The sequence below is a fragment of the Chryseobacterium lathyri genome (genome assembly GCF_019970085.1).
In the GTDB taxonomy this organism is placed as follows: Bacteria; Bacteroidota; Bacteroidia; order Flavobacteriales; family Weeksellaceae; genus Chryseobacterium; species Chryseobacterium lathyri.
This window is the reverse complement of sequence record NZ_JAHXYG010000006.1, coordinates 131,128-149,467: the sequence shown is the minus strand read 5'-3', so window position 1 is coordinate 149,467 and position 18,340 is coordinate 131,128. Positions and strand designations below refer to the sequence as shown.

At 36.9% G+C, this 18,340-nt stretch carries 19 protein-coding genes and 1 riboswitch; of the genes, 2 read left to right on the top strand and 17 right to left on the bottom strand.

The features are described 5' to 3' along the window. Nucleotides 1–36: 36 nt before the first annotated feature. Together LC418_RS18990 and LC418_RS18985 are read right to left on the bottom strand one after the other, a co-directional pair. Nucleotides 37–1,821, bottom strand: coding sequence for a M43 family zinc metalloprotease (locus tag LC418_RS18990; RefSeq protein WP_223560292.1), 1,785 nt, complete (start codon nucleotides 1,819–1,821; stop codon nucleotides 37–39). A gap of 226 nt (nucleotides 1,822–2,047) precedes the next feature. After that, a complete protein-coding gene (locus tag LC418_RS18985; protein WP_223560432.1) occupies nucleotides 2,048–2,659 on the bottom strand; it encodes a class I SAM-dependent methyltransferase in 612 nt (203 codons plus the stop codon). A gap of 402 nt (nucleotides 2,660–3,061) precedes the next feature. Between LC418_RS18985 and LC418_RS18980 the strand changes: the two genes are divergently transcribed. After that, complete coding sequence (locus tag LC418_RS18980; RefSeq protein ID WP_034702111.1) at nucleotides 3,062–3,274, top strand: hypothetical protein; 213 nt, start codon at nucleotides 3,062–3,064, stop codon at nucleotides 3,272–3,274. A 56-nt stretch (nucleotides 3,275–3,330) separates the two neighbouring features. Here the strand turns inward: LC418_RS18980 and LC418_RS18975 are convergent, their stop codons facing one another. The 3 genes from LC418_RS18975 to LC418_RS18965 form a co-directional block, all read right to left on the bottom strand. Beyond that, nucleotides 3,331–4,623, bottom strand: coding sequence for an MFS transporter (locus LC418_RS18975; protein WP_223560291.1), 1,293 nt, complete (start codon nucleotides 4,621–4,623; stop codon nucleotides 3,331–3,333). A 23-nt stretch (nucleotides 4,624–4,646) separates the two neighbouring features. Beyond that, nucleotides 4,647–5,546: a hypothetical protein gene (locus LC418_RS18970; protein ID WP_223560290.1), complete on the bottom strand. Its 900-nt coding sequence runs from the start codon at nucleotides 5,544–5,546 to the stop codon at nucleotides 4,647–4,649. A gap of 89 nt (nucleotides 5,547–5,635) precedes the next feature. Beyond that, a complete protein-coding gene (locus LC418_RS18965; protein WP_223560289.1) occupies nucleotides 5,636–6,388 on the bottom strand; it encodes a DUF3575 domain-containing protein in 753 nt (250 codons plus the stop codon). A gap of 259 nt (nucleotides 6,389–6,647) precedes the next feature. On the opposite strand from LC418_RS18965, the gene LC418_RS18960 reads away from it, so the two are divergent. Further along, nucleotides 6,648–8,735: a TonB-dependent receptor domain-containing protein gene (locus LC418_RS18960; RefSeq protein ID WP_223560288.1), complete on the top strand. Its 2,088-nt coding sequence runs from the start codon at nucleotides 6,648–6,650 to the stop codon at nucleotides 8,733–8,735. A 190-nt stretch (nucleotides 8,736–8,925) separates the two neighbouring features. Here LC418_RS18960 and LC418_RS18955 read toward each other — a convergent pair whose 3' ends face one another. The 12 genes from LC418_RS18955 to LC418_RS18900 all read right to left on the bottom strand — a co-directional run bounded on the left by LC418_RS18955 (nucleotide 8,926) and on the right by LC418_RS18900 (nucleotide 17,846). After that, nucleotides 8,926–9,924, bottom strand: a complete 999-nt coding sequence (locus tag LC418_RS18955; protein ID WP_111955299.1) for a T9SS type A sorting domain-containing protein — start codon at nucleotides 9,922–9,924, stop codon at nucleotides 8,926–8,928. Nucleotides 9,925–10,061: 137 nt separating this feature from the next. Next, entirely contained in the window at nucleotides 10,062–10,709 is a 648-nt protein-coding gene (ribB, locus tag LC418_RS18950; RefSeq protein ID WP_223560287.1) for a 3,4-dihydroxy-2-butanone-4-phosphate synthase, read from the bottom strand. 92 nt (nucleotides 10,710–10,801) lie between these two features. After that, nucleotides 10,802–10,927: riboswitch (FMN riboswitch) on the bottom strand. Nucleotides 10,928–11,083: 156 nt separating this feature from the next. Continuing rightward, nucleotides 11,084–11,437 carry a DUF2200 domain-containing protein gene (locus LC418_RS18945; RefSeq protein ID WP_223560286.1) on the bottom strand — a complete coding sequence of 118 codons (354 nt, stop codon included), beginning with the start codon at nucleotides 11,435–11,437 and terminating at the stop codon, nucleotides 11,084–11,086. A gap of 24 nt (nucleotides 11,438–11,461) precedes the next feature. Continuing rightward, complete coding sequence (locus LC418_RS18940) at nucleotides 11,462–12,253, bottom strand: alpha/beta fold hydrolase (RefSeq protein WP_111955293.1); 792 nt, start codon at nucleotides 12,251–12,253, stop codon at nucleotides 11,462–11,464. Between the two features lie 26 nt (nucleotides 12,254–12,279). Beyond that, entirely contained in the window at nucleotides 12,280–12,828 is a 549-nt protein-coding gene (locus LC418_RS18935) for a dihydrofolate reductase family protein (protein ID WP_223560285.1), read from the bottom strand. 172 nt (nucleotides 12,829–13,000) lie between these two features. After that, nucleotides 13,001–13,492 carry a tetratricopeptide repeat protein gene (locus LC418_RS18930; RefSeq protein WP_223560284.1) on the bottom strand — a complete coding sequence of 164 codons (492 nt, stop codon included), beginning with the start codon at nucleotides 13,490–13,492 and terminating at the stop codon, nucleotides 13,001–13,003. Nucleotides 13,493–13,543: 51 nt separating this feature from the next. Further along, complete coding sequence (locus tag LC418_RS18925) at nucleotides 13,544–14,062, bottom strand: DinB family protein (RefSeq protein WP_223560283.1); 519 nt, start codon at nucleotides 14,060–14,062, stop codon at nucleotides 13,544–13,546. A 102-nt stretch (nucleotides 14,063–14,164) separates the two neighbouring features. Further along, nucleotides 14,165–14,836 (bottom strand): DUF2461 domain-containing protein, encoded by a 672-nt coding sequence (locus LC418_RS18920; protein WP_223560282.1) that lies wholly within the window; start codon nucleotides 14,834–14,836, stop codon nucleotides 14,165–14,167. Continuing rightward, nucleotides 14,808–15,329 (bottom strand): hypothetical protein, encoded by a 522-nt coding sequence (locus LC418_RS18915; RefSeq protein WP_223560281.1) that lies wholly within the window; start codon nucleotides 15,327–15,329, stop codon nucleotides 14,808–14,810. Before LC418_RS18915 ends, LC418_RS18920 begins: the two co-directional genes overlap by 29 nt. Nucleotides 15,330–15,392: 63 nt before the next feature. Beyond that, on the bottom strand, nucleotides 15,393–16,340 hold the full coding sequence (locus tag LC418_RS18910; RefSeq protein WP_223560280.1) for a serine hydrolase domain-containing protein: 948 nt from the start codon (nucleotides 16,338–16,340) through the stop codon (nucleotides 15,393–15,395). 104 nt (nucleotides 16,341–16,444) lie between these two features. Then, nucleotides 16,445–16,972 (bottom strand): hypothetical protein, encoded by a 528-nt coding sequence (locus LC418_RS18905; protein ID WP_223560279.1) that lies wholly within the window; start codon nucleotides 16,970–16,972, stop codon nucleotides 16,445–16,447. Between the two features lie 334 nt (nucleotides 16,973–17,306). After that, nucleotides 17,307–17,846, bottom strand: coding sequence for a hypothetical protein (locus tag LC418_RS18900; RefSeq protein ID WP_223560278.1), 540 nt, complete (start codon nucleotides 17,844–17,846; stop codon nucleotides 17,307–17,309). Nucleotides 17,847–18,340: the final 494 nt, after the last annotated feature.

Genomic DNA, 18,340 nt, shown 5'->3' with positions numbered 1-18,340 from the left:
GCTCTGGGCTCTCTTTTTTGTATTTGAAATGTGTCTTTAAAATTTTAATTTCTTATTGATTATTTTCCCGTTCTCCAAAACTGTTGTTACCGTGATGACGGTATTTTTTACATTGACAGGAAATCTGAATTCAGAGGATTTTATGTCTGTTCTGCTGGTCAAAAGTCTTCCGGAAGCATCATAGATATGAACGGTGGAAATTTTAAGATCACTTTTTACCTGTACAAAACCCTCATCCTTGATAATTTGTGTCATGCTTGATTTGTTTACACTTTCAGCAGCCAATAAATTCTGAGGTGTAATGATCACAGAATAATCCTCTACCTGCCCATATTTTGGAGTGTAGCAGGCCGTAACAGCTGTTCCGTTAAATTCACCGATAACTCTCATTCTTAATGGCGTATTAGTGACCGCACCTGCAGGAGGAATTACTGATGCAGTGGCAACAGAACCGCTGCTTATTGCGCTTTGATTAAGCACAAGTTCTGTGGTCTCATTAAATTGTCCGTCATTATTGTAATCTATATAAGCTTTAATAATATGTGGATTGCTGGTTCCCGGTGCAACCGTAAGTACCGTTGCGGTATTCGACGGAATTGTAGTTTTTGAAATCCCAGAGCAGTAATTTCCAGTAAAGTTTTCATAGAAATTATTGGAAGCCTGTTTGTAATTGGCAGAGTAGTTATTGATGTTTCCGAATTTTACAGAAGTAACTCCGATATTAAAGTTTCCGGGATTCGTCATAGAGGTTGGAGTGCATGTTGTGGTTAAAACAGAACTGTTGTTAGGCGTAGTTGAAGAGGCTACCGGAGAATTGATCAGCGATTGTCTGTACTGCAGAAGCTGTGCAGTAGCCCTATCAGACTGTCCCTGGGTAAATAAATTCCTGAAACAGAATGTGTAAGCCATAACATTTCTTTCACCGCCCGCATATATCTGGCTGGTACACGGATTAATCTGTCCTGTCTGGCAGGTATAAGGAACAGACGAATGATAAAGGCTTTTCATGGGTTCAGTATCACATACCAGGTCTCCCTGAAGAGTACAGTCTGTATTCGTAGGGCAGGCTCCGGTAGATTCACTGTAACCTTCATGTGTGTGGCGAAGGCCAAGCGCGTGTCCAAATTCATGGGCCAACGTCTGTGCATTCACTGCCGAGGCACTTGTAGACATAAAAGAATAATCATTGCTGCCTCCGGGATAATAGGCAAATCCGTTCAAAGTCCCTGCATTGGATGCCAGTTTCTTAACAACGTATATATTGTAATATTTACTGGTATCCCACATTCCCAGAGCAGTAATCTCAGAAGCGGTTACAGCATTCGTTGTATTATCATTATTTACCCCTCCGCTCACATACTTTGGAAGATGAGACGCATTGATTCTATTGATCCCGTTGGTAGGATTACAGCTTGGATTGACCTTGGCAAAAACAAATTTTACAGGCAATATAGCACTGGTACCTGACATTCCGCTGGTTGTACTTCCGGAAAATACTCCGTTCGTATAATTCACCCATGCTATAATATCAGCATCAGATTTGTTATTGACTGTCCCAACAGCACTTCCGTCACCTACCACATGAACAACAACAGGGATTTCATAGACCTGGTTTTTGTTTAATGTGCTGGATAATTTTCCGCTTTTGATCAGCTTGGATAATTCCAGGTTAAAAGCATCATCCTGAGCTTTCTCTTCCGGATGTCTTTCATAATGTTTTCGCATCAATTCATCAGTCCCGCACTCCTGGAATTCTAACTTCTGTGAATAAAAATTTGAACAGGCTAAGCCCGAAACAATGATTAATAGTAGTTTTTTCATATATTATATTATTAAATTGTGGTGTAATAAAAATAATAAAATAAATAACAAAAAACTATATTTTCTATTATATTTGGCTAAATATTGTTAATTCTCATTGAGGAAAACAGTAAAATAGAATAATTAATATAAATATAAAAATAGATCAGGCTTACAAGTACGTCTGTTTATAATAAAATTTTAAAAGAGAAATCATTTTACTGAATGACTCTTTAAAATCAACATCCTAAGTTTTTTTAAAACTGCAGAAAACAAAATTCTGTACTGTACCAAAAGGTGTTATATGATTTTCTGTAAGGCATTTTATTTTTTCAAAATCTGCTTCAAACTTTGCTGGCAACGATTCGGCATCGTATTGCTGAATATCCAGTCCGCTGCATTTTGCAGGACCTTCTTTCGAAAAAGTCCCTAAAATTATAAACCCGGTTACACATTTACCTGCTGTTTTAATATATTGGGAAACCTGCTGTGGAGTCGTTAAAAAATGGAAAGCAGCCCTGTCATGCCAGATATCATAAGTTTCCCGGGGCTCAAATGCTGTAATGTCTGAAGTGATCCAGGTTATTTTATCACCTTTTTCTCCTAACCTTTTTCTGGCCCTTTCCAGAGCTTTGGCGGAAATATCAAGGACGGTAATATTTTCATAGCCTTCCTCGAGAAGATAATCAACAAGATTACTGTCTCCACCTCCTATATCAATGATGCTGGCGTTTTTTCCCAAACCGAAAGAATGAATAAAATCAAGGGATGTTTGTGGTTTTTTCTGGGTCCAGCTTACCTGATCCGGGTTTTTAGTCGCATATACGTTTTCCCAGTGTTCCTTGTTGATATCATTCATTTTAATATGTTTTTTGATCGTTACCCTTTTAGTAGTTTCTTTCTTTCTTTCTTCGAATTTATAAATTAATCCATTAACTTTTGTCCCGTTTGCTTGTGATTTTGAATTTGGAGTAAAACCGTACATGTGTATATCAGTCAAATGACAAATTGGTAATTTTTCCTGAATTGATAGGCTTTTCAAATGTGTTTTCTGGAAAATTTTAAAAAGCTGAAATTATTTTACAATCATGAAAAAAATGTAAAATCCATATAAAATCATTAATTTAAGTAAAAAAGTAGAGGTTGACTGATGATTATATTGAAAAATTCACTATTTTTATTACAAATTTATAGCCTGCCCCAGATAATTGAAGGGTGTTAAGGATAAAATTAATTTTTAATTAAAAACCCAAAAATATAAATGAGCAATATACAAGATGAATTTAAAGTCTTTAAAGACGAACTGAAAAAACTGAATATCGACGTACAGAAAGTAGTGAAGGTAGGAAACGGAAGTATGGATTTCCATGAGGTTTTTTATAAATCACCAAGATACCAGGAAGTGAAGAGTGTGTATGTCCAACGTCATAATCTGGACAGTATGGTGGAGAAATTTAAAAAGGCTTACCATTAAAATATAGACCGGGCGCCGCAGAGAATCTGCGGCGCCCGGTTTTTTATGACGAATTATTAATCCTTATCCAGTGTGGAGGTTTTTTTGGTGTCCTTCATTCCGGCGTAAACGATCAGCGAGAATAATATACATCCGGTAATATACCAGTAGAAATATTCTTCCGTTCCGGATTTTTTAAACCACAGGGCTATATATTCTGCAGTCCCTCCAAAAATAGCTACCGTAAGGGCATAAGGAAGTCCCACTCCCAGCGCTCTGATCTCAGAAGGGAAAAGTTCTGCTTTTACAACGGCATTAATTGATGTGTAACCGCTGACAATAATCAGGGCAGCCATGATCAGGAAGAATGCAGTCCACATCGAGGTGGTTGTGCTTAAGGCTGTAAGAAGAGGAACTGTAAACAACGTACCCAGAATTCCAAAACCTAAAAGAAGCGGTCTTCTTCCGATCCTGTCCGATAATGCTCCGAAAACAGGTTGCAGGCAGGCAAATATAAACAGTGAAATAAAAGAAATAAGGGTAGACTGCTCTTTGGTAAGATTTACCGTATTCACCAAAAATTTCTGCATATAAGTGGTATAGGTGTAAAAAGCCAGGGTTCCGCCTAAAGTAAGTCCTATAACGGTAAGCAAAGCTTTGGGATGTTTGAGCAGCTCGGTAATTGTTCCTTTTTTCTTTTCACTGATTTCTTTCTTGTTTTCAAACGCTTCAGTTTCATGAAGATTAGCTCTTAAATATAAAGCAATAACAGAAAGTAAGGCTCCGATTACGAATGGAATTCTCCAGCCCCATTCTTCAAGTTGGGTCTCCGTTAGAAGAAGTTTCTGAAGAATCAACTGAATGCCTAATGCAATCAGCTGTCCGCCTATAAGCGTTACATACTGAAAGCTTGAATAAAAGCCTCTCCGGTTTTCTGATGCCATTTCACTGAGGTAGGTTGCAGAAACACCATATTCTCCGCCAACGCTTAATCCCTGCAGTAATCTTGCAAGCAGCAACAGTGCAGGTGCCAGAATCCCAATCGTTTTATAGGTTGGGGTAAGGGCAATAAGAAGCGATCCGAAAGACATCAACAAGACAGAAAAGGTCATCGCTTTTTTTCTTCCAATCTTATCGGCAATACTTCCGAATATCCAGCCTCCGATCGGTCTCATTAAAAATCCTACGGCAAAGATTCCCGCTGTATTCATTAATTGTGCATTAAGATCCGAATCCGGAAAAAATGAATGAGAAAAATAAATGGCAAAAGCAGCATAGGCATACCAATCGTACCATTCGACAAGGTTTCCGATAGATCCGCCCACAATAGCTTTGATTCTTTGAGCGGTGGTGATTTGTGATGAATTCATAAATATTTTACTAAGTACATAGATTAGTTATTACCAAACATTTTTTTTATTCTATCTAATAATCCAGGTTTGGAAGATTGAGAAGTTGTATTTTGTTCTGAAAAACTTTGTTTTTGGGTTTGGGATTGACTCTGAATTGTTGTTGAATCAGCTAAATTTTTAGCATCTATGTTTTCTTTTATGTGTATTCTGTTGGGTTCCTGTATCTTTTGACCAGTTAGTCTTTCAAAATGGTTTTTTGCTTTTTCGAAAATTTCAATCTCTGCTTCTGGTCTGTCATCTATGTGGCTTGCTTCTGGAATGATGCCCGAACTTAATTTTACAGATTCACATTCAAAATCATTCATGATTCCCTGATGAATTCGTATGGCTATTTCAGTTTCACCAACTTTTTCAAAGTGTTCTGCAAACTGGAGCATATCTTCCCCGATCTCATACTTTTCGAGAATATTGCCTATAGAATTGCTGATCTTTGCTTTTGCAGCAGTAAGATTGGCAATAGCTTTATCTTCTTCTAGTTTGATTTTCAGCAAATCGATAAACTCCTGAATACCGTCTCTGATCTCAGGATAAACTTTGAACCGGTAGATATGTCCAAGGTCTGTCAGATAAGCACCGTTATTCATTGCTTTATCGGAGAGCATTTGAACATGGGCACTCATCATAAACGCTAACTGAACCAAAAGATTAGAGAATTGCTTTAAATATTCTGCTTGTATTTCAGATTTTTCAAGGGCTTTATAAAGTTGCAGTCCCTCAAGAAATTCAATTTGATAGCTATAAGGAGAAAAGCTTTCATTATCAATTTCAAGGGCGTTACCGTTTAAAATATCATAAAGATATTCATGGATCTGAAGTTCATCAGAATTTTTTAATGCCTCTTTAAGTTCCGGAAATTTATTTTGCTGAATTAGTTCTATCATTTTTCATGGTATAATGGAAGCCAAGATACAAATTTTGTAAAAAAATAAACCGCTCTTTTAAGAACGGTTTAATAACGTAAATATCATTTTTAAAACCTATATCCAATCGATAATCCACTTCTGAAGCCTGCCCATGGTCCGTCCACTTTTATTTTTGCTCCATTGGCATTCGTTTCTACGGTATAATCTACAAAAGGGATATCAAGATTTTCAATTTCCTGTTTAAGCTGTGCCTGCATTTCAGGAGTCAGCACATAATTGCTGGTCATGGTGAAGTCACCTTTTCCGCTTCCATAATGGGCGCCTGCAATCCAGAAATCAAGAACCAGGTTTTGGCTTCTGGTAAGGAAGACCTGTACGCCAACCATCAGACCACCGCTGTTTCCGCTGGTGCTTCCCTGGCCTTTGAGAGGAATCTGGTAGGTATTTCCGTCGATAGCATCATAATCGTAATAGAAGTCAAAGCTATTGGACGAAACATCTGAATACCGGTAATAAGGTGCAAAGTAAAATCCTCTGCCATAGCCTTTCCCAATGTAAAATCTGGGTTCGATAGTGAAGTTGGTTGCCTTGACTCTTAGATTTTGGAACCTTTTTTCGTCCTCGTCTTTTAAAAATGCATTAATGAAAGGTACTTTTCCCTGCGTCATTGTTCCAAAACCTATATTGAGAGAGAACCACTGGTTGATGGCCCTTTCATAAGACAGGTTGATGTTTCTGAATGCATAAGCTGTAACGTTGGTCTTAATAATGTTCATTTTCTCCGTTGGAACAGCCTGTAGTTCCTGTGCGCCTACTTCTGAAAGCAGCAAAAAAGGGATTAAGATGAGGAGCTTTTTCATGACTTTATATTTTGTGGTGTAAAAAGGTAGCAGCAAAAAACGGGCAAAAAATCAATAATAATTCAATATGGTTTCGTTTTTAATTTTTAATTAGTGATTTAATTGTTATTCGTGCTGTTTATTTCCGTGGATAATGAAGGAGCAGACAAGTCTTTGCAACTTAACCGGTTGTCTTTATTTCCTGCAGAAACTTGACTACATGTAACAAATGCTGGATATTGACTGTCTTATTTTCATCAATACAATTTTATTTCTGAATATGAAAAAAACGATATATTCTGTACTTTTTCTTTGTGGGATTTTAGTGTTCTCGCAGGAGAGCACGAAAAATGATACGATAGAACAGGCGGGTACAAAGGAAATCCAGGAAGTGATCTTAAAGGCTCAACGTAAAAAACAGTTTGCAGATAAGTCCGTTTATACCTTTGATAAAGAAGCTCTGGAGAAAGCAAGGTATGCAAAAGACTTACTTCAGACACTGCCTGAGCTGCAGCTGGATCCAGTTTCCAATACCATCACAAGTACGAAAGGAGGAACTACACTATTTCTTATCAACGGGATTGAAGCTACAGATATGCAGATACGAAGTGTTGCACCCAGTGAGGTTGTGAAAGTTGAGTATTATGATATTCCGCCGGCAAGATGGGCAACAAGGGCAGATACTGTAGTTAATATTCTGACGAGATCCACAGAAACAGGATATGTGTTCGGGGCTGATGTTTCTACAGCTTTGAATACAGGATTTGTGAATGGTTCTGCTTACGCTAATTATACAAAAGGGAAAAATAATTTCGGACTTGAATATTCTCTAAACCTCAGAGATTATGATGACAGAAGAGTAAACAGCATTTATGATTACCAGCTGAATGGGAAGCATTACCGTTCTGATGAAAACAGGAAAGATCATTTTGGATATACTTTCCAGAATGTTGCTTTACGTTATACAAGACTTGTTCCCGATAATTATGCCTTTCAGGTCAAACTGAATATGGATATTTTCAGCAGATTTTCAAAAGGAGTAGGGCAAAGTATCTTTAGTGAAAATCATCTGAAGCAAGAACATGCGATGTTTAAAAATAATGGTTCGGATTATGTGATTCCTAAGCTGGATCTTTATTACTCCAAAAAGATTGGTGAAAAAGATGAACTAAGCATTAATGTAGTAGGTTCTCATTATACTACCCATACTTCAGAAACTGCCAGGGAATGGATTGTAGGCTCAGGAGTTTCGGTATATGATAATGATATGGTTTTAAAGGCAAAGCAAACGAGCCTGGTAGGAGAGCTTGCCCATACTCATGATTTTAAAGCAGGAAAACTATCATCCGGATATCGTATTTCAAGGTCTTCTATTTCCAATGATCTGAATAACCTTGCCAGATATTCTCAATACAGTGTCAATTATCTGGAACAGTATTTTTATATCGAATTTGCTGGAAAGGTAAATCAATTCAGTTACCGCATCGGAGCTGGTCTTACAAATATTCACAACAAAAGTGCAGAGAATACTTTTGATGAATGGACTTTTACTCCGAAAGTTATTTTATCCTATCAACTTAAAAACAATCACAACCTTCGTTTTACAGCAAGCTATAACCCGGTAAGCCCATGGAGTAATGCCTTGAGTAGTAATGTGCTGCAGTTGGCGCCTAATATTGTCCAAAGAGGAAATCCCTTTTTAGAATCTCAGCAGGTATTTTCTAACAACCTGACTTATTCTTTTAATAACAAATATTTTGATTTTAATGCAGGTTTGTTTTACCGATATACCAACAGGGTAATTAATCAGTACTATGTTCAGGATAATGTATTGGGAGGTTATGCACTGACTTATGAAAACGGGAAAAACGGACAGCGATACGGAGTACAGCTTACAGGATCTTATAAACCTTTCGGGAATAACCTGTTTGTCATAAAAGCTGTGATTACACCTACTTCTGAAACAGTAAAAACCAGTACCGGCGCTTTGATTAAGAATGATTATTTAGGCAATTATTTTTCGCTTTCCTCAGAATATAAATCTTTCTCACTTCAGTATCAGTTCAATATTCCGGTGTATAGTCTTAGCGGTGCTTTCATGAACACGAACGAAAATCAGAATAATATTTTTGTAAGCTATAAATACAAGAACTGGACGTTTTCCACGGGCATGTACTGGATAGGAATGCCTTCAGAGTACAAAACGAAAAGTTTACCGGAAAGCTTAGTTGATTATAAAGTTCATACTCAGATTATGAATAATAAGTCAATGTTTGTATTAGGACTGAGTTATGATTTCTCCAAAGGAAAAAAGACGGAAATTCAGCGAAAGCTTAACAACGAAACAGCTCCTGCAGCTACTTTTTAATCATAAAATAGGATGGAAGCAGGGAGCTGGAAGATGGGAGCTTACGCTGTGTAAACTATTACACCAGATTTTTGGCTAAAAAATAGAATAAAATTGAACTGCATTTGTTCTTAGGCTGAAATAGCTTCCATCCTCCAACATCCAGCTTCTTTCTAAAAAAAAATCCCGCTCAATTGAGCGGGGATTTTTTTTATTTCTTGATAAATTTTGTATTCTTTGTATCTGTAGCATTTTTTCCACTGATCTCTATGAAATAAGACGCTGGTGGAAGATCTGAGATTTGAATATTTCCGGATTTTACATCTGATGTTTTAACCAGTTTCCCATCCAGACTGTAAATATTTGCTTTGGAGTAATTATCCGTATTTCCTTTGAAACCGATAAAGTCCTGTGCAGGGTTAGGATAAACCACTAAGTTTTCTTTTTTCACTGTATTGCTGGTTGCCAGAAATGCTTCGTTTAAAGCTAATGCAGTGCCTACTGTCTGGTTGATACTCAACAATGGAACACTGACATTTCCGCTTGTAGAACTTAGCAGAGCATATCTGTGAGAAGCATCGTAATAAGCATAGGATGTATTGGTAGCTGTTCCGATAGGGTTGGCATAAATAACATCAAAAGATGCATATAGATTAAGATTCTGTGTATATTTTACTCTAAGAACATTACTGTATGTTTGATTGCCTATAATCAGAGTTCCGTATGCATCAGCCTGGGCAGTCATTGTACCACTGAATAATCCGTTGGCAGCAGATGACGAGAAAGTCCCTTTAGCCGTATCATTTTGTGCCGGTCCATAAGTGGTAGGATAATTATTATAAGTACCATTATCTACACTGAAATTTAAGGTAAGCTGTGGATTTACAATTCCTGTAATTTCCAGTTTAGTTGTAGAAGCTTTATAATAAATGGTTGTTGCTCCGTCTATCATTTTAATGGTAGAACCCGGAAATGTTGTTATTTCAGCAGAAGTAGGAGTAGAATAAGTCGTTACTGACGAAATTCCCATTGTAAGACCTCCGTTTGAAAACACAGTGTTAGCTCCTGTTGCGGAGTTGTTTACGGCTCCGGTTACATGATTGTAATTGATAACGTTTCCGGAAATAGGGTCATTGGCTGCTTTTGTAAGCGTGATCTGCGCAGAAAACATTGCAGAAGCTCCTAATAAGAGGAGTAAAGATTTTTTCATGGTTAAGATTTTTTTTGTTAAAAATAATCAAAAAATAGTATTGAAATGATAATTTTATTTGTTTTTAGTTAACTTTTTAATAAAAACGCCTGCTGATAGCATCAGCAGGCGACTTTGTGCGTTAAAAATGTTTACGTTTAATTGCTCATTACCATTTTACGGTAAGCATAAATGTCTTCGATGGTCACGACGCTCATCTCTTTTTCGATAGCAAAGTTCACAATTTCAGGAAGTCTTGCCATAGAACCGTCTTCATTCGTCAGTTCACAAAGTACGGCATCGTCACCCAGATTGGCCATTTTTACAAGATCTACACTGCCTTCGGTATGACCGCGTCTTGCAAATACACCATCTTTTCTGGCAATCAGAGGGAAAACATGACCGGGACTTGCAATATGCTCTGCCTGGGCACCTGCTGCCACAGCAGTTCTGATCGTTGTTACACGGTCTCTTGCAGAAACACCGGATTCCACACCATCTCTGGCTTCAATGGAAATGGTAAATGCGGTTTGATTTTTTGAATTGTTGTTTTCCACCATCGGACGAAGGTTGAGGTGGCGGCTTTTTTCCTCAGAAATGCATAAGCAGACGATACCGCTGCATTCGCGGATCAGAAGTGCCATATCCTGTTCTGTAATAGTGGAAGCGGGAAAGATGATATCACCTTCGTTTTCACGGTTTTCATCATCTACCAAAAGAATACCTTTTCCCTGTTGTAGTGTTTGAAGTGCTTTTTCTACACGTTCTTTGGAGCTTGCTCCGAATTGTTCTAATAATTTTTCCATGTTATTTTACTTTTAAAAGTTAAAATAGTCTTCGGTACATGGAAATGAAATACAACGCAACAAGAGTCCATAAGGAATCTTATTGGTCATCTCATTTTCTTCTCCCATCCAGACTTTAACTGTCGGTTCCGGAATTTCACCAGATCAGTCCCTTCATAAGAAAGGAGTCGCGGACTGTAACCGCCGGTAGGGAATTTCACCCTGCCCCGAAGAAAACTTATACTAAGTTTTACTGTATGTTCTGATTTAAAATTTTTATTTCATTGATTATATTTAACGCACAGATTACAAATTTCGGAAAGTTTTTTGAATCCGGAAAGGGATTTTACTCGTATTTGTTACATTAAAAACTAATTTCCATTACATCTCACAAATCATGATTCCCTTAATATTTTCTCCATCTTCTTTCCCTTTGCCAATTCATCGATGAGTTTATCCAGATAACGGATATTTCGCATCAGCTCATCTTCAATGTCTTCCACGCGGTATCCACAAATAACCCCTTTGATCAGTGAAACATTGGGATTGATCTGTGGGGCCTCTGCAAAGAATGTTTTAAAATCTGTTCTGTTCTCTAAAATCTCCTGTAAGCTTTTTTCATCATATCCTGTAAGCCAAAATATAATTTCATGAACTTCGGATTTTGTACGTCCTTTCTTTTCTGCTTTTTGAATATAATGAGGATAAACGCTGGCAAAAGCGGTAGTATAAATTCTGGTGTTCTGCATGACTTTTTAATTAATATTCACTTACTATTGACGTTCCTCATTGACTTCTTTCAGAATATCATCAAGAATACGGTTAAATTCTTTTGGATTTTCCAGCATAGGATAGTGACCTGTCCCGGCTATTTCAGTATAATTATAATCTTTCAAATACTTCCGGTTATGCTCTATGTTGGTCGGGAAGTTATCGGAATTGATAGCCCTTACCGGAACCTGAACTTGTGACGCCTCTTCTCTAAAATCTTTCTTATACAAAGGTCTGAGCAGATCAATAGCTTTTTCTGAAGTATTTTGAAGAAACTCATCCTGAAGACTACGTTTCACTTCGGATGGCGTTTTTTCCGCAAAAAGATATTGAGGAAGAATATTTTCAACGGCATTTTTAAAATCATTGCGGTAATGCACGAATAAATACTCTTCAGCCTTTTCTTCTGTGATCGCTTCGTCAAGATCTTTTACGGTGTCGATCAGGATAAGTGCTTTTACCTGGGGAATTTTTAAAGAAGCTTCAAGGACATAGGCTCCTGACATAGAATGTCCTACCAGGATGATTTCTGAAGAATCTATCTGGTCAGCTACCGCTTTGATATCATCTGCATACAATGTACTCGTCCATTCGTTTCTGGAAGCATCAGATTTTCCGTGCCCGGCAAGATCCATCTGTACGATATGATATCTGTCCTTGAAATACTCCTGCTGGCTGTTCCACCATTCTGCATTGCCGAGCCACCCGTGTACAAATAGGAGAGAGGGGCTTCCCTGTCCGCTTTCTTTATAATGAATATTCTGTCCGTCCGAAGACTGTGCATATTTTTCCATGATTAATATATTTTCTGAGGTTTAATTTATTGGTTTTTTGGCTCGTAGATAAGCTGTGCCACTCCTGACCTGAAAACGTTTGTGGTGATCAGTTTCAGCTCCAGCCTTTCTTTCAGGTTTTCAAACAAAGGTTTGCCGCTTCCCAGAGCAACGGGGTGAACGGAAATTCTGTATACATCAATAAGATCTGAATTAATAAAAGTGTTGATAAGACGCGCTCCGCCATACAGCCAGATATCTTTACCATCCTGTTGTTTAATTTCAGCTACTTTTTCAGCAATATCGGAGCTGATAAAAAAGGCTCCCGGATCTTTTCTGTCCTGTCCTGAAAAAACATATTTATTTTTAGAATGTATAGATCTCCAAAACTCTTTTTCTTCAGAATCAGCAGTTTCTTCCGGCTGATAGGTTCCCCAGGAATCATAACTTACCCGGCCATAAAAAATAGTATCGATACTGTTCAGAAATCCGTCAAAATTCATATCATCATCCATGATGCACCAATCTGTTTCGCCATTGGGACCTTCAATGAATCCATCTAAAGTGACAGCCAGGTCCAGGATTATTTTTCTCATATGATAGTATGGGTTTATCGTTGAATCCCTGTAAAAATAAAGAAAAACGTTCTGAAGACCGAACGTTTTACGTTATAAATGACAAAGAATATTAAGGCTGTAGTAATTTAGGATCTTCCAGCTTTTAACAGTTAAATTTACAACAGAACCTGCACTTATTTGCGTCTATTGGTTATTTGATGAGTTCTTTTGAATAATGATACACCGATTTATTATACCTCGGCAAATGTGCGGATAGTGATTCCAGAACTAAAGACAATGCTTCCTTATCATTATTGACCGAGGAAAGCGACAGCGCCAAAAATGCATTGACAGCATCATCCAGCTCATCGGAATAGTTTTCCTTTTCCTCTCTCAGTATTTCTATGCTTTCATGGAATTTTCCATTATTCCTTAAAGTACTTGCCAGCTGAATTCTTGCTCTTCTTCTCCGCAATCCTGCAAGACCCAATTTTAAAGCAGATCTGTAAAGGGGTTCTGCATGTTTTTCAAAACCTGTAGAATCGTAGGCACACGCTCTTTCAAAATCTGCAATGGCAGGATGATCATCAGAGATCTTATCCGTATGTCGTTTTATTTTTTCAATAAAATCATCATTGGATATTTTTCCCAGCTGATTCCATATTGTTGTTAATTCTTCCTCCCAGAGTTCAGGATCTGTCATGTTTTAGTAGATGTTTTATAATTTAACAATTACAGATATTAGGTTATTTAGCTATGCTTCGGATGTTGCTTCTGAATTTTTATAGACATTCCAGAAGTTGTAATCCGTCATTGGAGCATCTGTTATTTCAACATTCCGTCCCATAGTAACGATTTGCCCCCGGTGATAAGTCCCGTGAATGATCACGTGCTGGATATATTCAAATTTTGAAAAGTCACACTGGAACCATTGGGACTCAATTTTTACGTTTTTTGCCAGATCTTCTTCGGATAAGGTTTCCACGTAATCCATCAACTTTTGGGAGTTGTTTTTTATGCCATTGAAAATCTCTTCTTTAGTCACTGCAGCTGAAATTTCAGCAAAATCAAAATCGCCGTTTTCGGCAATATAAGCCCACCAGTATTGCTGGGTCTGCCAGATGTGATGTAGGGTTGCTAAGATCGTCGGAAAACTTGAAATAACCTCCTGGTTAAGCTGCTCATCAGACTTTGTGGAAAGCCAGTCGATGTATTTATTGACTACCCAATTGTTGTACTGAACACTGTGCGTGATTAATGTTTTTAAATTCATGATGATTAATATTTTGTTTGGTGATTTGGTGTTATAAAAATAAGTAAAATATTAACCGGATTTTATGAAAACAGAAAATTCATAAGCGACCTTCTTTATGTTTTAAAATAAAGGCTCCCCATTCAAATCTGTGGTAAGCACCTCACTCATATAATCAAAAAAAGGACGCATGGCCAGTAAGGTGAAAACTGCTTCTTTCTGGAAACCATCAGACAGAACTTCTTTATCGGTAAATTTCCGCATTACTACATATTGTTTTTTCCTGATTAGATCTATGGCTGGGTGATTTTTATCAAAACCTCTCGGAGCTGTTTTTACAGCATCGCCTTTAATTTCTCCAAAGTATTGCATGAAAGTTTCATCAGAAGTGATCTTTTCAATTTCTGTGGTATTGAGCTCGAATTCTTTACGGATACGGAGCAGGTCTTTAGCCTCAGGTCCCCAGAAACCGCCACCTACAAAACTGTTACCGGGCTCCAGCTGAATATAATATCCTCCTCTCAGCATTGGCTTTGAACGGGAATAGCCAACCCCGAAATTGGTTTTATACGGAGTAGGGTCCTTGGAAAAGCGTACGTCCCGGTAAATTCTGAAAATATGGATTCCTTTTAAATTATCGTGTTCCTGAAGTTCAGTATAGACCTGATTAAAAAAAACTTTGTTTGCTTTTACCACTGAATCATATTCCACTTTGTTTTGAGTAAACCATTCACGGTTGTTGTTTTTTTCTAAGTGTTTTAGGAATTCAAAGGTTTTTTTCATGGTGTCTTTCATACAGTTTTGTTTTTTCCAGTCCGTGATTATTGATTCTAATAGTTGGAGAATTTAATTGCCAATCTGGGAGATGATTATACATTTCATTGGTTAACTTTTTGATTCCGGGTGTAGACCTACTGAATTCATAACTATTTTTGTAGGTAATTACTTCCAGGCCTGTTTCTCTTTTATGTTTTGAAACTGGAATACTAAATGAATATACTGAAATAATTTCATCCCACTTTATAAGCTCTACCGGTTTTTTCTGTTTATTGTAAAATCCTTCATTTGTATATTGGAAATCACCATCATATTTCTCTAGTTGATCGGCTTCTTTTTCAACAGAGACATAATTTTCAGCCTTGGGAGAATATATTTTTGCTCCTGAAAAACAAATAGCAACAAAGCAGGTAAAAATAATAAGATAAGATATTCCTTCGCTATCAAAAACAGGATAATTAAGAAAAATCAATACTAAAATGATACAGCTTATTATAATTATTTTTTTCAAAATTCAACTTAATTATTATGGTTAAAAGCAAAGTAGTTTAAAGAATTCAAAGGTCTTTTTGTTTTATGGATTGTTTTTTTGAGGAAGACTATATTTCTCGTTTTTCAGAATGGCTGTAATGGCATCGGAAATTTCAAATAATCTTCCGTTGTAGTTGTTTCCCAATAGAATAATTGTAAATTTTTGATCCAGATCAGAAACTAAAAGGGCTTCATATCTTCCGGCTCTTCCATCGTGTACATGCTCAATTAATTTTCTATTTCTATATTTTGCCTGTCCCAAAGCTGATTGGGTATCCGGCAGATCAAAATGCTGCCCCAGCTCAAACACTGAGTTGGCACTGATTATTTTATTGGAATGAAGGCAATCTTCCCATTTCAACAAATCTTTAGTGGTTAAATAGGTTCCGCCAGTTATAGGCAATTCTTCTTTGTCTGCTACTAAATTATTATCAAATGCTTTAGCTATGTTTTTTTCATTTTCAAAAAGAGTCATAACGGAAGATGTCATTTTGCAAGGCTTGAAAATGAATTTTTCCACATACGTTTTAAAGTTCATTCCGGCTAACCGCTCAATAATGAACTGGCGTAAAAACAGGTTATTGATGGTGTAATCGTAATGGGTACCCGGTTTGAAATCCAGTGAATCCACGAGTTTTAAGCCATCAAAAAGATCCTTGTCATTTTTAATCTTTTTCCAGTTTACACCGGGGATGCCGCTTGTGTACTGTAACAGGTTTTTTATGGTGACTTCATTGGCCCATTTTGGTAACTCCGGAATGTATTTGGAAACAGGGTCTTCTATGTTCAATTTGCCCTGCTCCTGTAATTGCATCAATGCCACGGCACTGAATTCTTTGGTAATGGAACCAATATGAAACCTGTAATCAGGCGTTAGTTTTTTCGTTTTTGTGGCATCTGTAAAGCCAAAAGAAGCGTTGTAAATGATTTTATTATTTTTTGATACCAAAACGTTTCCATTAAATACTCCAATCTGATTTGACCATTTCATCAGGGAATCTATCTGGCTGATTTTGTTTGTCTGGGCGAATGAATTATTTATGGGAAATAGAAGAAGAATGAAAAATAGGAATAGTTGTTTATAATTTGGCATGATTAGTTTTTGTTATTTTCTTTTAGCATTTGTTCAATAATTTTATCATATTCTTTTTGTACTTCCGGTATAGTCCCGTGATCAGTTTCTGCATCATATTTTTCTTGAAAACTTAAGCATTCATCTTCAATTAGCTTGCTTAAGCTCAAAAATTTTGAACTGAAATCTTCTGATTTTTTTATTTCCTTATTAATCAGATTCTGCAATTTGTATGCGAAAACCTGAGCGATGTCAAAATGCTTTTGTTCGTGATTCAATAAATTATCAGAATAAAAGGATTCATTTAACCAGGATTTTGATTGATCGAATATGGCATAAGTCCTGATCTTCATTCTTCCTGTCCATATAGAATTCGAGACAATTTCATAGCCGATATTAAAGGCCGTTCCTGCATGATCAATTGTATTATTGTCAGGGATTTTTCCCTGAAAGTCACTTTGTTGTAATTTAAAATCAGGTCTCCATTCTATGGTTTGCGAATAAGATAAAAAACTGATAAAAAATATAATCACGGCTAGTTTATACTTCATTCTGAAATTATTTGCAATAATAATGATTGCTAATTTAAGTTTTTAATCTTTAGAAATTGCAGCATCCTTGTGAACGTTGGTTTCCACTGCACAAAATCTGCGAAAGTTCAAACATATATGTTTTTCACTAAAGTAATTTGTATTTGGTTTAAAACAGGGTTGTTTGTAATCAAATACTTTTTACATTGGTTACAAACAACCTTGTTTTTGTTAAAAATATTTTGTTGAAGGTCTTACGCAACTTGCGGGAAACAAAATACAACTGTGTTTTGTTTCCCGCAATAGTGTTTGTAATGAAATGCTATCCATTAGGCCCCTACTGATGGCGAAACAGTTAACTTAAGGTGGGGTTATCTTTATTTTTTCTTTCAATAATAAGGTACGCTGCATCCAGCATTTTGGTCAGATGTATGTATGGGCTTATTATATTCCTTTCCGGCAGATTGTCATAGATTCCCAGTGAGAGATAGACCATCCCGGAAATAAAATAATCGAATTCCTTGATGCTGTATTCTTTGAAGGCTTTTCTAAATACCAACAGCGGATTTTGGTATTCCTTCTCGGATAGCAAGCCAAGAACCAACGGAGAAACATCTTCCAACGGAGCATTGACGGTCCTTTTCTTTTCCTGTAGTGCAATGGAGTAGCCTGCATGGATGAATGACCGCATAGCCTGCTGAAAATGAAGGATAACGGACGGATGTTCTTTTATCCAGCTATTTCTTTTTACCGCATAACTTATAATGTCGTTTAGCAGCTCTTTGGATGCTGTCAGGTCATTGAGTTTAAAATAGTTTTCCATTAGCTGTAAGCCGCAATGTTTCTTCCGGTCTTTACCAAGCCGGGATTGAAGGTCTGTTCTGTTTTTTTTCATGAGTTTGTATTTTCTTTTACTGTACGATTTTTACTGGCTGTAAAGGAGGAAGTCCGCCTGAACTTCCTGCCCATACAAGCCCAATGAATATGATAGAATTTGTGTTTTTATAAAAGCCCTAAAGCCGCAATGGATTGTACACCCCATTGTACCGTATCATGATACTTTATGATGTAAAGCAGGCTTAGAAAAGGATGATTGTAGAAAAGAGAACTGCATGAAAAATAAAAACGGCATGAGACTCTACAATATCCGCCATTGAGGTACTGGTATACCTGGGAACAGATAAGAGAGCCCACGCCTAGGTCGTGAGCTTCTAGCTTATCGTCTCGTTCCTAAAAATTACCAGTTTCCAATGGCGAGATTCTAAGCAATAGCTTCTATATTTCTTTGAAGTATCGCAAAGCTACATTTATTGTAGCTTATTGTACAAATATAAAATAATTTTTCAATTGTAGGCTAATTCAACTACATTTTTTTATTGTAAACTTTCC